The organism is Streptomyces sp. NPDC041940 (assembly GCF_055589465.1).
The window spans coordinates 103,462-116,171 of the sequence record NZ_JBVJBP010000022.1 but is presented as its reverse complement, the minus strand read 5'-3'; the positions used below and the strand labels follow the sequence as shown (position 1 = coordinate 116,171).

Genomic DNA, 12,710 nt, shown 5'->3' with positions numbered 1-12,710 from the left:
CGGAAAACCACTGGGACCGACCCTCGTGTCCTTGCCAGGATGCGGGGCATGCCGTTCCTCACCAGCCCGGTCCTGACCGCCGGGACCCTCGCCAGCCGCCCTCAGCCCACCCTCGCCACCGGCGACGGACTCCTCCTGCGCCCCTGGCGGGCCGCGGACGCGCCCGCGGTGTACGAGGTCTTCCAGGATCCCGTGATGCACCAGTGGCACGCCCGGGCCGCCGACTCCGAGGAGGAGGTCGCCGGCTGGATCGGTGACTGGCACCGGGCGTGGGAGGAGGAACGGGAGGCGCAGTGGGCCGTGGCCGACGCGGACTCCGGCACACTGCTGGGGCGGGTTGCGCTGCGCGAGATACGGCTCGACGACGGTATGGCGGAGGTGGCGTACTGGACCGTCCCGGCGGCACGGGGCCGGGGCGTCGCCGCGCGTGCCACGACCGCGCTGACCCGCTGGGCCCTCGACGAGACCGGCTTCCACCGCCTCGAACTGCTGCACGCCGTCCGCAACGAGGCGTCCTGCCGCGTCGCCACCAGGACGGGCTACGCCCTGGAGGGCACCAAGCGCAGCGCCGCCCTGCACGCGGACGGCTGGCACGACATGCACCTGCACGCCCACGTGAAGGGGGAGTGAGGGGCGGTCGCGCTCGCGTCGCTCAGGCGGCCGGGCTGCTCTCCTGCTCCGCTTCGATGCGCGCGTTCCAGTCCCGCTTCGAGGCCTGCCAGCCGTCCTCGTTGTGGCCGCGCCGCCAGTAGCCGGAGATCGACAGGTCCTCGCGCGCGATCTGGCGATCGACCCGGAGCAGCTGGCGCAGCTCCTTCACGAAGTGCGCCTCGCCGTGTACGAAGGCGTGCACCCGGCCCTCGGGGAACTCCAGGTTCCGTACCGCCTCGACCAGCGCCTCGCCGAGGGGCCGGTCGCCGCGGTGCAGCCAGACGACGTCCACGTCCGAGTCGATCTTCTGCTCTTCCTCGGGGCCGGAGATCTCCACGAAGGCGTAGGCCTTGGCCCCGCGCGGCAGGGCCTCCAGGGCGCAGGCGATCGCGGGCAGCGCGCTCTCGTCACCGACGAGCAGATGCCAGTCGGCGTCGGTGTCGGGCGCGTACGCCCCGCCCGGTCCCATGAAGCGCACGGTCTCGCCCGGCTGGACGCGGGCCGCCCAGGGACCGGCCAGGCCCTCGTCGCCATGGACGACGAAGTCCAGGGTCAGCTCGCGGTGCTCGGCGTCCCACTGGCGCACCGTGTACGTCCGGGTCACCGGCCACTGTTCGCGGGGGACCTCGTCACGGATGCGCTGCATGTCGAAGGGTTCCGGGTAGGTCACGCCCTCGGGCGGGAACAGCAGCTTCACATAGTGGTCGGTGCACGTGCCCGCCGCGAAGTCGGCGAGGCCCTCGCCGCCGAGCACCACACGCTGCATGTGCGGAGTCAGCCGCTCGGTGCGGACGACCTGAGCGGAATGGGGCTTGCGCGGCTGGCGTGCCGGTCGCTCTGCCATGAGGACCTCCCTGTCTCGCATAGTTAGGCTTACCTAAGTTAGCACCTCGCCCCCACTTCACACCTCCCGAATGAGAGGTTCATGAACACCGCCGGCCTCCGGAAGGCCGTCGGCCCGCCCCCGTCACACCGCCAGCGTGGTCAGCAGACGCTCCAGCGAGCCGCCCAGTCCCCAGCGCGTCGCCAGGGTCCGAAGCTCCTCCGGGTCGCGCGGGGCCCGCGGCAGCGCCGTGGTGACCTCGGGCAGGGGCACGTCCTCCGCGACCCGGACCACCTTCGGCGCGACCGCGAGATAGGGGCGCGATTCGTCGAGCCGCCTGCGCTGGGTCGGCGTGAGCTTCGACCGCCGGTCCTCGACCGCCGCCATGATCCCGGCCAGGTCCCCGTACTCGGCCAGCAGCTTGGCGGCCGTCTTCTCTCCGATGCCCGGCACGCCCGGCAGGCCGTCGCTGGGGTCGCCGCGCAGCAGGGCCAGATCCGCGTACCCGTTCCCACCGACCCCATACTTCCCGCGGAGCCAGGCCTCGTCGGTCAGCTGAAGCGTGCCCACGCCCTTCAGCGGGTACAGCACGCGCACCCCGCGCGCGTCGTCCACCAGCTGGTACAGATCGCGGTCGCCCGTGACGATGTCGACCGGGCCCTTCGCCCGCGCGGTGAACGTGCCGATCACGTCGTCCGCCTCGTACCCCGCGACGCCCACGCGCGCGATGCCCACCGCGTCCAGCACCGCCTCGATGACCGGCACCTGCGGCGACAGCGTGTCGGGCACCTCCTCCTCGTCCGGGCCGGCTGCCCGCTCCTCGGCGACGCGGTGCGCCTTGTAGGAGGGGATCAGCTCCACCCGCCAGTGCGGCCGCCAGTCGGCGTCCATGCAGGCCACGAGCTGGTCGGGCCGGTGGTCCTTGACCAGGCGGTCGATGAAGTCGAGCAGCCCGCGCACGGCGTTCACCGGCGTGCCGTCCGGGGCCCGGACCGAGTCCGGGACGCCGAAGTAGGCGCGGAAGTACAGGGAGGCGGTGTCGAGGAGCATCAGTCGTCCGGTCACGCCACGCATCATGCCGTACGCCACTGACAGCCACTTGTCGCTGTGCGGCGGGTTGCGGTGTGTGCGTCCTGTGTGAAGCGCCCCACTTGTGGGTTTGGTCTTCCGGATCGAGGGGAGGCGCCGCCCCAGAGCGAGGCTGGTTGCGCATTTCAACTGTTTGCGGCCCTGTCCTCGCTCTGTTCTGTTGCCGTCGAGATTGAGGTGCACGTGTCAGCAAGGCTGCAGGCAGAGAGCCTGTACAAAGTGTTCGGCAGAAGACCGGACCGAGCGGTCGAGCGGCTCCGCGACGGAGCCGACCGGGAGGAACTGCGCGCCGAGGGCACGACCGCCGCCGTCATCGACGCGTCCTTCACCGTGGAGCCCGGCCAGATCTTCGTCGTCATGGGTCTGTCCGGATCCGGCAAGTCCACCCTGCTGCGCATGCTGAACGGCCTGCTCGAGCCGACCTCCGGGCATGTCCGCTTCGACGGCCAGGACCTCACCACGCTCGGCGACCGCGAGCTGCGCAAGGTCCGCTCCCGGAAGATCAGCATGGTGTTCCAGCACTTCGCGCTCTTCCCGCACCGCAGTGTGCGCGAGAACGCCGCCTACGGTCTTGAAGTGCAGGGCGTGCCCCGCGCCGAGCGCGTACGCCGCGCCGACGAGGCGCTCGCCCTGTGCGGCCTGGCCGGCTGGGAGAAGTCCTGGCCCGACGAGCTGTCCGGCGGCATGCAGCAGCGCGTCGGACTCGCCCGCGCGCTCGCCACCGACGCCGACCTGCTGCTGATGGACGAGTCCTTCAGCGCCCTGGACCCGCTGATCCGGCGCGACATGCAGGACCAGCTCCTGGAGCTCCAGCAGAAGCTCAAGAAGACGATCGTCTTCATCACCCACGACCTGAACGAGGCCATGCGCCTGGGCGACCGCATCGCCGTCATGCGCGACGGCGAGATCGTCCAGATCGGCACCGCCCAGGACATCCTGCTGCGGCCGGAGAACGACTACGTCGCCTCCTTCACCCAGGACGTCGACCGCTCCCGCGTCCTGACCGCGGGCGAGATCATGGACCCCTCGGTCACCGCCGACGCCCCCGGCTGCCACTGCCGGACCGCCGCGGCCGACACCCCCTTCACCGAGCTGTGCGCGATCAGCGCCGGGCTCTCCCACCCCGTCTCGGTCGTCGACCGGGACAACAAGCAGATCGGCGTCGTCCCCCGGCAGCGTCTGATCGGCTTCCTCGGCGACGAGCAGGACACCACCCCGCAGCCCTGCGACGCCCCGCAGGACAAGGGCGGAGAGAAGGTGACCGCCCGTGCCTAGGATCGAGCTCGGCAGCTGGGTCAACGACGGGGTCGACTGGCTCACCACCCACATGGCGTGGCTGTTCGACTTCTGCAAGACCGTCTTCCTCGGCCTCTACGACGGCATCAACGCCGTCCTCCAGGCACCCGAACCACTGCTCCTCGCGGGCATCTTCGCCGTGATCGCCTTCTGGCTGCGCGGCACGCTGGCCGGTGTCCTCACGTTCGCCGGATTCGCGTTCATCGACTCCCTCGAACTGTGGGAGAACGCGATGATCACCCTGGCGCTCGTCCTCGTGGCGACCGTCATCGCGCTCGTGATCTCCATACCCGTCGGCATCTGGGCGGCCCGCTCGGACCGCGTCAGCGGTCTGGTCCGGCCCGTCCTGGACTTCATGCAGACGCTGCCCGCGATGATCTACCTCATCCCGGCGATCCTGTTCTTCGGCACCGGCGCCCCCGCCGGCATCGTCGCCACGCTGATCTTCGCGCTCGCCCCGGGCGTGCGCATGACCGAGCTGGGCATCCGGCAGGTCGACAAGGAACTGGTCGAGGCCGCCGACGCGTTCGGCACCACGCCCCGCAACATCCTGCTGCGCGTCCAGCTCCCGCTCGCCCTGCCCACCGTCATGGCCGGCATCAACCAGGTCATCATGCTCGGCCTGTCCATGGCCGCGATCGCCGGCATGGTCGGCACCGGCGGCCTCGGCGGCGACGTCAACGAGGCCATCGGCCAGCTCAACGTGGGCCTGGGCTCCGAGGCCGGTGTGGCCATCGTGATCCTCGCGATCTACCTGGACCGCATGACCAGCGCCCTGGGCACCCAGGTCTCCCCGCTCGGCCGCCGCGCCGCCGCCAAGCTGCGCGCCGCCCAGGGGCTGAGGATCTGGTCCTACCGGCCCCGCCCGGTCGTCGCCGTGATCGGCGTCGTCGTCCTCGCGCTCGCCGCGGGCGGCATGGGTGTCTTCGGCAAGAACACCGACTCCACCGCCGTGGCGGGCGGCAAGAACGTCGGCCAGGGCAAGAAGATCAGCATCGGCTACATCCCCTGGGACGAGGGCGTCGCCTCCACCTTCCTGTGGAAGGAGGTCCTGGAGCAGCGCGGCTACGAGGTCGAGGCCAAGCAGTTCGACGCGGGCCCGCTGTACACGTCCCTCTCCCAGGGCGACGTCGACTTCCAGACGGACTCCTGGCTGCCCACCACGCACGCCCAGTACTGGAAGAAGTACGGCAAGCAGCTCGACGACCTCGGCGCCTGGTACGACAAGACGTCGCTGGAGCTCACCGTGCCCGCCTACATGAAGGGCATCGACTCCCTGGCGGACCTCAAGGGCAAGGCCTCCGAGTTCGGCGGCAAGATCACCGGCATCGAGTCCAGCGCCGGCGAGATGGCCCTGCTCAAGAGCAAGGTCCTCAAGGAGTACGGCCTCGACAAGGAGTACGAGGTCGTCGACAGCTCCACGCCGGCGATGCTGGCCGAGCTGAAGCGCGCCTACGCCCAGAAGAAGCCGATCGTCACCACGCTCTGGTCGCCGCACTGGGCGTACAACGACTACGACCTCAAGAAGCTCAAGGACCCCAAGGGCGCCTGGGGCAAGGGCGACGGCGTGCACACCCTGTCCCGCAAGGGCTTCGCGGACGACGACCCGACGGTCGCCGAGTGGCTGAAGAACTTCACGATGAACGAGAAGCAGCTCACCAGCCTCGAAGCCGAGATCAACAAGGCGGGCAAGGGCAACCAGCAGGAGGCCGTGCGTGCCTGGCTGAAGCAGAACCCGGGCTTCGCCGACAAGATGGCCCCGGTCGAGAACGCCGGCGGCAGCACGCCCGCCGAGGCGAAGCAGCCCCTGGACGTGGCGTGGTTCCCCTGGGACGAGGACATCGCCGTCACCTACCTGTGGAAGAACGTCCTGGAGCGGCGCGGCTACAAGATGAACCTGAAGCAGATGGACGTGGGCCCCGTCTACACGGGCCTGGCCTCGGGCGACATCGACCTCAACTTCGACGCCTGGCTGCCCTACGCCCAGAAGAACTACTGGGACAGGAACAAGGACCGGCTCAAGGACCTGGGCACCTGGTACGAACCGACCTCGCTGGAGCTCGCCGTACCGTCGTACGTGAAGGGCGTCGACTCCCTGGAGGACCTCAAGGGCAAGTCCGGCACCTTCAAGGGGAAGATCATCGGCATCGAGCCGGGCACCGGCGAGATGGACCTGCTGAAGAACAAGGTGCTGCCCGGCTACGGCCTGGACAAGGAGTACGAGGTCGTCGACGGCTCCACGCCGGCGATGCTGGCCGAGCTGAAGCGCGCCTACGCCAAGAAGGAGCCGATCGCCGTCACGCTCTGGTCGCCGCACTGGGCGTACAGCGACTACGAGCTGACCAAGCTGAAGGACCCGAAGAAGGCCTTCGGCGAGGGCAACACGATCCGCACCATCTCCCACGAGACGTTCCCCGAGGAGTACCCGCAGCTCACGAAGTGGATCAAGAACTTCAAGATGACCGAGGACGAGCTCGGCACCCTGGAGAGCGAGATCAAGAACCGCGGTCAGGGCCATGAGGAAGAGGCCGTCGCCGCGTGGCTGAAGGAGCACCCCGACATGGTGGAGCGCATGACGCCGCAGTGACCTCGCGGTGAGGCCGGATGCGGGGGGGGACGCGACACGAGCGTCCCGCCCCGCACCCGTTTCCACGAGCGGGATCCGGACAACCCTGTTCCTCCCGTAGGAGGAAATCCGTACGCTGCCCCGAGGGTGACGTCGATGTGACGGGCGCATGAAACGGTTTGCCGAACATGCGTAGGGTGCAGACAACTCAACAGAAGCAGTGCGCCGGGACACCGGCGCACGGGGACCGGATCGACGGGCGAAGGAGGGAGCCGGAGCGATGGGCGACCACAAAGAGCAGTCCCTTCGGGTGGGCGCGGCCGTGCGCCGCCGGCGCCGCGCGCTGGATCTCACCCTCGCCGCCGTGGCCGAGCGCAGCGGCCTGTCCGTCCCGTTCCTGAGCCAGATCGAGAACGACCGGGCGCGCCCCAGCCGAAGCTCCCTGGAGAAGGTCGCCGACGCCCTGCGCACCACCGCCGTGGAACTCCTCGCCGCGGCCGACCCGGCGTGCAGCGTGGACGTCGTCCGCGCAGACGGCGCCGGGCCGCTGCCCCAGCCCCGGACCCGGTCCCTGGTGCGCGGCCACCACCAGATGCACGCCTCCGAGTTCATCGGCGACCATGACGCGGGCCGTGAATTCCAGCACCGCAACGACCAGTTGATGTACGTCGCCGACGGGGCGGTGGAGATCGAGGCGGAGGGCCGCGCCTACCGGCTCGGCCGAGGCGACACGCTGTATCTCACCGGCGGCGTACGGCACCGCTGGCGGGCCACGGAGTCGGACACCCGCGTGATCGTCGTCGCCGTGGCGGAGCACATCGAGGCGGTCCGGGACCGGCCACGCCGGTGAGGGCGCCATGAGGGTCGTCTCGCTGGTCCCCTCGCTGACCGAGGCCGTCGCCCGGTCCGCGCCCGGCGCCCTGGCCGGCGCCACCGACTGGTGCACCCATCCGCCCGGTCTGGACGTCGTACGCGTCGGCGGCACCAAGAACCCCAAGACCGACCGGATCGTCTCCCTCGCCCCCGACCTGGTGATCGCCAACGAGGAGGAGAACCGCGAGCCCGACCTCGCGGCCCTGCGCGCGGCGGGCGTCGAGGTCCTCGTCACGGAGATCCGCGATGTGCCGGGAGCCTTCCGGGAACTGGCCCGGGTCCTGGACGCCTGCGGGGTGGCGGCGCGCCCGCGCTGGCTGGACGAGGCCGAGCAGACCTGGTCGTCCCTGCCGCGGCCGGAGACCCGCCTGACAGCGGTCGTGCCGATCTGGCGCCGCCCGTGGATGGTCCTGGGCCGCGACACCTTCGCGGGCGACGTCCTGGCCCGCCTCGGCGTCGACCACGTGCACGCGGCCCACCCCGACCGCTACCCCCGCATCCCGCTGGAGGAGTTGCGCGCCGCGGCGCCGGACGTCGTGATCCTCCCGGACGAGCCCTACCGCTTCACCGCCGACGACGGCCCCGAGGCCTTCCCCGGCCTGCCCTGCGCGCTCGTCAGCGGACGGCACCTCACCTGGTACGGGCCGTCGCTGGCCGAGGCGCCACGGGTGCTGGACCGGGCCCTGCGAGCAGTTCGCCCCTGAGCAGTCCGCGTACGGTGCCCGCGGCGGCGCTGCCCCATGCGACGACCAGCACCGCGTACAGGACGACCGCCGGCCCTTCGTAGGCCACGAGCCCGGTGTGCCGGCCCAGGGCCTCGGCGCCCGTGACACAGGTGCCGATCGGGAACGTGAACGACCACCACGTCATCGCGAACCGCATCCCGTGCCGCCGGGCGCGCAGCACATGGACCGTGGCGAGGCAGAACCACAGCAGCGCGAACCCCATCACGGGCACGCCGTAGAGCACGGCGAGCACACCGAAGCCCTGGCTGTACGGGGCCGGTACGACTCCGGGGGCGGTGTCCGCGAACGCTCCGACGGCGGTCGTCGACTGCCCGAGCGGTCCCAGCACCAGGAACAGGGTCGGGGTGAGGGCGAGGGGCAGCGGCCCTCCGGTGATCAGCCGCCCGAAGACGAGCGGCAGCATGACGAGCGTGGCGAGCAGACTGAGCCCGAACAGCGCGAAGCAGCCCAGCAGCAGAGTCTCCCGGGCCTGCCCCGGAGGCAGATGAGGAACCAGCAGCGGCCCGACGGCGGCCGACACCATGGGCGCGACCAGCGGCAGCAGCCAGACGGGGGTGGCCTGGCCCGGCTCGACCCGGTGCCGTACGGCCATCAGATACGGCACGGCGACCGCGGCGGCCAGCCCGAGAGCCGTACCGGCGACGAACAGCACGGCGTCGAGCGCGACGGCCGCCCGCACGCCGATCACGTCCCGGCCCACGGTGAGGGCACCGCCGCCCACGGCGAGCAGGGCCATGGCGAGACAGCCGTAGAAGGGGGCCGTCGCCGGGTCGAGGAGATGGGCGCGGGCCTGGTCCCGGTGGTGGGCCCAGTGCAGGGCACGGGCTCCGAGCAGGGTCAGGAGCAGGACGAACGCGAGGATCCAGACACCGGCGAGCACGGGGCGCAGCCCGGGGAGGTGCGAGGGCAGGGCGGCTCCGGCGGTGGCCACGACGGAGGTGCCCATGACGGTGGCGTACCAGTTGGGCCCGAGATGACGGACCGACAGTGGGTACGCGAGGGGCTGGGCTGCGGTGACCATGACTCTCACGGTCGGTGAGCCGGAGCCGTACCGCCAGGGAGTATGCCTCTATGGCGACATAAGCTGGGTTTATGAGCAACACGGATGAGCAGGCCGGTCCGTCCATCGGCGGTTCTCTGGCGCACCGGGTGCCGGATCTCGGCGCGCTGGAGCTGCTGTTGGCGGTGGCGCGGCTCGGCAGCCTCGGCGGGGCCGCGCGGGAGCTCGGCATCACCCAGCCCGCGGCGAGCAGCCGGGTCCGGTCGATGGAGCGGCAGCTCGGCGTGGCGCTGGTCGACCGTTCGCCGCGCGGGTCACGGCTGACGGACGCCGGTGCGCTGGTGACGGACTGGGCGCGGCGGATCGTCGAGGCGGCGGAGGCGTTCGACGTGGGGGCGCAGGCGTTGCGCGACCGCCGTGACTCGCGGTTGCGGGTGGCGGCGAGCATGACGATCGCCGAGTACCTGCTGCCGGGCTGGCTGCTCGCGCTGCGCGCCCAGCGGCCCGACACGGCGGTGTCCCTGCATGCCGGCAACTCGACGGTGGTGGCGGAACGCCTGCTGTCGGACGAGGCGGATCTGGGGTTCGTGGAGGGCTTGTCGGTTCCGACGGGGCTGGACTCGGTGGTCATCGCCCATGACCGGCTGATAGTGGTCACGGCCCCCGGCCATCCCTGGGCGCGTCGCCGACGGCCCCTGGCGGCGGGGGAGTTGGCGTCGACGCCGCTGATCCTGCGCGAGAAGGGGTCGGGGACCCGGCAGGTGCTGGACGCGGCGCTCGGGGGACTGGCCCGGCCGCTGATCGAGTTGTCCTCGACGACGGCGGTCAAGGCGGCGGCGGTGAGTGGGGCGGGGCCGTCGGTGCTGAGTGAACTGGCGGTGGGGGAGGAGCTGGCGATGCGGCGGTTGGTGAGTGTGCCGGTGGAGGGGGTGGCGCTGGCGCGGGATCTGCGGGCGGTGTGGCCCACGGGGCATCGGCCTACCGGTCCGGCCCGGGACCTGCTGTCGCTGACACGGGGATAGTTTTCTCGCCCCCGCCGCCCCTACCCGTCCCATCCTCAGGGGGCTCCGCCCCCTGGACCCCCGCTCGGCCTGAACGGCCTCGTCCTCAAACGCCGGATGGGCTGGGTGGGCCGGCCTGAACGGCCTCGTCCTCGAGCGCCGGAGGGGCCTGGGTGGGCTGAGCGGTCTCGTCGTCGAGTGCCGGAGGGGCCTGGGTGGGCTGAGCGGTCTTGTCCTCGAGTGCCGGAGGGGCCTGGGTGGGGCTGAGCGGTCTCGTCGTCGAGTGCCGGAGGGGCCTGGGTGGGGCTGAGCGGGCTCGTCCGTGGGTGACTGACGGGCTGGGGTGGGGGCAAGTCCGGCTTCTTGTCCGAGCGATTCGGGTGGCGGGTGGGCATAGGCCGGGGGTCCAGGGGGCGGAGCCCCCTGGGGCCGGGGCGTACCGGGTCAGCTCGCTGCCGCCGCTTCCACCAACGCCCGCATCACCCGCACGTCATCCCCCATCTCCGGGTGCCACTGCACACCCAGCACCCACCCCGGGTGGCTCGGCAGCTCCAGTGCCTCGATCGTCCCGTCCGCCGCGTGCGCCGACGGGACCAGTCCCTCGCCCAGCCGGTCCACGGCCTGGTGGTGATACGTCGGTACGAACGTCTCCTCCGGCACGACACCGCCGTACAGACTCCCCGGCACCGGCTTGACCGCATGCCCGCCGAAGACGCCCACGACCTCCGCATGCCCCTCGATGTGCTGGACGAGCGTCCCGCCGAGGGCCACGTTCAGCAGCTGCATGCCCCGGCAGATGCCGAGCAACGGCACCTCCGAAGCCAGCGCCGCGTCGATCAGGGCCAGCTCCCACGCGTCCCGCTCCCGCGCCGGCGGCCCGGTCCGCGGCTCGCGCTCCGCCCCGTAGCGGACCGGCTCGACATCCGGCCCGCCCGCGATGACGACCCCGTCCAGCCGGGCCACGACATCGGCCGCGTGCAGCGGGTCGTCGGGCGGAAGCATCGCGGCCAGACCGCCCGCCCGACGCACCAGCCGCGGGTAGCCGGACGGCAGCAGTGCCGCCTCCAGCTCCCACACGCCCCAGCGCGCACCGGACTCCAGATACGTGCTGATTCCGATCAACGGCCTGGACACGGAAACTCCCTCACAGTCGACGCTCGCTCCACCTCAGTCCCGTGACAACTCTGCCTCGGCCGCCGCCAGCGCCGCGAACTCCTCCTCCGGCGCCTTCGCCACCAGCCGCTTCCTGCTGTACAGGCCGAAGTACCCGACGGCGACGGCGTACACCACCAGCGCGATGACCGCCGCCGTCACATCCACCAGGAACGTGGCCACCAGTGCCGCACAGGCCAGCACCAGGGCGACCGAGGAGGTCACCACCCCGCCCGGCGTGCGGTACGGCCGCGGCAGCTCCGGCTCGCGGCGGCGCAGCACGATGTGCGACAGGGACATCAGCGCGTAGGAGATGGTCGCGCCGAAGACGGCGATGTTCAGCATGCGGGCGCCGTTGCCCGACACCGCGGCCAGCAGGAAGCCGATCGTGCCGGGCACCAGCAGGCCGAGGTACGGGGCCTTGCGGCGGCTGGTGAGGGACAGGAAGCGGGGCAGGTATCCCGCGCGGGACAGAGCGAAGAGCTGGCGCGAGCCCGCGTAGATCAGGGAGAAGAACGAGGCCACCAGGCCGGCCAGGCCCGCGTAGTTCACGATCCGGCTCAGTGTCGTCGCCTCGCCGCCCGGCTGCAGCGCCTCGACCAGCGGGTTGCCCGCCTCCTGGATCGCGGCGGAACCGCGTGCTCCGGCCGCCGCGAAGAACGTGATCACCGCCAGCACCACCAGGATGCCCATCGACCAGCGGATCGCCTTCGGCAGCGTACGGGCGGGGTCCTTGGTCTCCTCCGCCGCCAGCGGCACGCCCTCGACGCCGAGGAAGAACCACATGCCGAACGGGAACGCCGCCCAGATCCCGAGCAGGCCGAACGGCAGCCACGAGCCGGCTCCCGCGGCCGAGGCGTCGACCGGGATGTCGTCCAGCGACGCGAAGGAGAAGTCCGGCAGTGCCGCCAGCGCGAACACGATCAGGGCGGCGACCGCGATGCCGGTGACGACGAAGCTGAACCGCAGCGCCTCGCCCACGCCCCACAGATGGATGCCCAGGAAGATCGCGAAGCAGACCAGGTACATCGGCCAGCCGGACTCCAGGCCGAACAGGCCCAGCGACTCGACGTAGTCCCCGATGAAGATGACGATCGCGGCGGGAGCGAGGACGTACTCGATGAGGATCGCCGTACCGGTCAGGAAGCCGCCCCAGGGGCCCAGCGCGCGCCGGGCGAAACCGTAGCCGCCGCCCGCCGTCGGCAGGATCGAGGACAGCTCGGCGAGGGCGAAGACCATGCAGGCGTACATCGCGCCCATGAGCACCATGGCGATCGCGAGCCCGCCGAAGCCGCCCTCGGCCAGGCCGAAGTTCCAGCCCGAGTAGTCGCCGGAGACGACGTAGGCGACGCCGAGGCCGGTCAGCAGCACCCAGCCGGCGCTGCCGCGGCGGAGCGCCCGGCGCTCCAGATAGTCGTCCGCCTCCGAGGCGGCGGGTGGTGTGCTGGTTGGTTCCAGGGGCATGGGCCGACTCCCTCAATGGAAAGGATCCATACCTTTGCGGTGCCGGGTG

The 12,710-nt window shown here is 71.3% G+C and carries 11 protein-coding genes; 6 read left to right on the top strand and 5 right to left on the bottom strand.

Annotated features, from left to right (window positions below; translation table 11 throughout):
• Positions 1 to 48: 48 nt before the first annotated feature.
• Complete coding sequence (locus tag ACZ6I3_RS30795; RefSeq protein WP_469419031.1) at positions 49 to 630, top strand: GNAT family N-acetyltransferase; 582 nt, start codon at positions 49 to 51, stop codon at positions 628 to 630.
• Positions 631 to 652: 22 nt separating this feature from the next.
• Here ACZ6I3_RS30795 and ACZ6I3_RS30790 read toward each other — a convergent pair whose 3' ends face one another.
• Both ACZ6I3_RS30790 and ACZ6I3_RS30785 read right to left on the bottom strand, forming a co-directional pair.
• A complete protein-coding gene (locus ACZ6I3_RS30790; protein WP_469419029.1) occupies positions 653 to 1,495 on the bottom strand; it encodes a siderophore-interacting protein in 843 nt (280 codons plus the stop codon).
• A gap of 123 nt (positions 1,496 to 1,618) precedes the next feature.
• Entirely contained in the window at positions 1,619 to 2,548 is a 930-nt protein-coding gene (locus ACZ6I3_RS30785) for a 5'-3' exonuclease (protein WP_469419109.1), read from the bottom strand.
• 198 nt (positions 2,549 to 2,746) lie between these two features.
• Between ACZ6I3_RS30785 and ACZ6I3_RS30780 the strand changes: the two genes are divergently transcribed.
• The 4 genes from ACZ6I3_RS30780 (at position 2,747) to ACZ6I3_RS30765 (ending at position 8,002) form a co-directional block, all read left to right on the top strand.
• Positions 2,747 to 3,838, top strand: a complete 1,092-nt coding sequence (locus tag ACZ6I3_RS30780; RefSeq protein ID WP_469419028.1) for a quaternary amine ABC transporter ATP-binding protein — start codon at positions 2,747 to 2,749, stop codon at positions 3,836 to 3,838.
• On the top strand, positions 3,831 to 6,446 hold the full coding sequence (locus ACZ6I3_RS30775; RefSeq protein WP_469419026.1) for an ABC transporter permease/substrate binding protein: 2,616 nt from the start codon (positions 3,831 to 3,833) through the stop codon (positions 6,444 to 6,446). Before ACZ6I3_RS30780 ends, ACZ6I3_RS30775 begins: the two co-directional genes overlap by 8 nt.
• A gap of 259 nt (positions 6,447 to 6,705) precedes the next feature.
• On the top strand, positions 6,706 to 7,275 hold the full coding sequence (locus tag ACZ6I3_RS30770) for a helix-turn-helix domain-containing protein (RefSeq protein ID WP_469419025.1): 570 nt from the start codon (positions 6,706 to 6,708) through the stop codon (positions 7,273 to 7,275).
• Positions 7,276 to 7,282: 7 nt separating this feature from the next.
• The gene (locus ACZ6I3_RS30765) at positions 7,283 to 8,002 is read left to right on the top strand and encodes a helical backbone metal receptor (RefSeq protein WP_469419023.1); all 720 of its coding nucleotides are present in this window, start codon (positions 7,283 to 7,285) and stop codon (positions 8,000 to 8,002) included.
• Here ACZ6I3_RS30765 and ACZ6I3_RS30760 read toward each other — a convergent pair.
• Positions 7,929 to 9,065 carry a TDT family transporter gene (locus ACZ6I3_RS30760; protein ID WP_469419021.1) on the bottom strand — a complete coding sequence of 379 codons (1,137 nt, stop codon included), beginning with the start codon at positions 9,063 to 9,065 and terminating at the stop codon, positions 7,929 to 7,931. The genes ACZ6I3_RS30765 and ACZ6I3_RS30760 overlap by 74 nt on opposite strands.
• A gap of 71 nt (positions 9,066 to 9,136) precedes the next feature.
• Here ACZ6I3_RS30760 and ACZ6I3_RS30755 point away from each other — a divergent pair, with 71 nt between their 5' ends.
• Positions 9,137 to 10,066: a LysR family transcriptional regulator gene (locus ACZ6I3_RS30755; protein ID WP_469419020.1), complete on the top strand. Its 930-nt coding sequence runs from the start codon at positions 9,137 to 9,139 to the stop codon at positions 10,064 to 10,066.
• A 423-nt stretch (positions 10,067 to 10,489) separates the two neighbouring features.
• On the opposite strand, the gene ACZ6I3_RS30750 is transcribed toward ACZ6I3_RS30755, so the two are convergent.
• Together ACZ6I3_RS30750 and eat are read right to left on the bottom strand one after the other, a co-directional pair.
• Positions 10,490 to 11,167, bottom strand: a complete 678-nt coding sequence (locus ACZ6I3_RS30750; RefSeq protein ID WP_469419107.1) for a gamma-glutamyl-gamma-aminobutyrate hydrolase family protein — start codon at positions 11,165 to 11,167, stop codon at positions 10,490 to 10,492.
• A gap of 45 nt (positions 11,168 to 11,212) precedes the next feature.
• The gene (gene eat / locus ACZ6I3_RS30745) at positions 11,213 to 12,661 is read right to left on the bottom strand and encodes an ethanolamine permease (RefSeq protein ID WP_469419019.1); all 1,449 of its coding nucleotides are present in this window, start codon (positions 12,659 to 12,661) and stop codon (positions 11,213 to 11,215) included.
• Positions 12,662 to 12,710 lie beyond the last annotated feature (49 nt).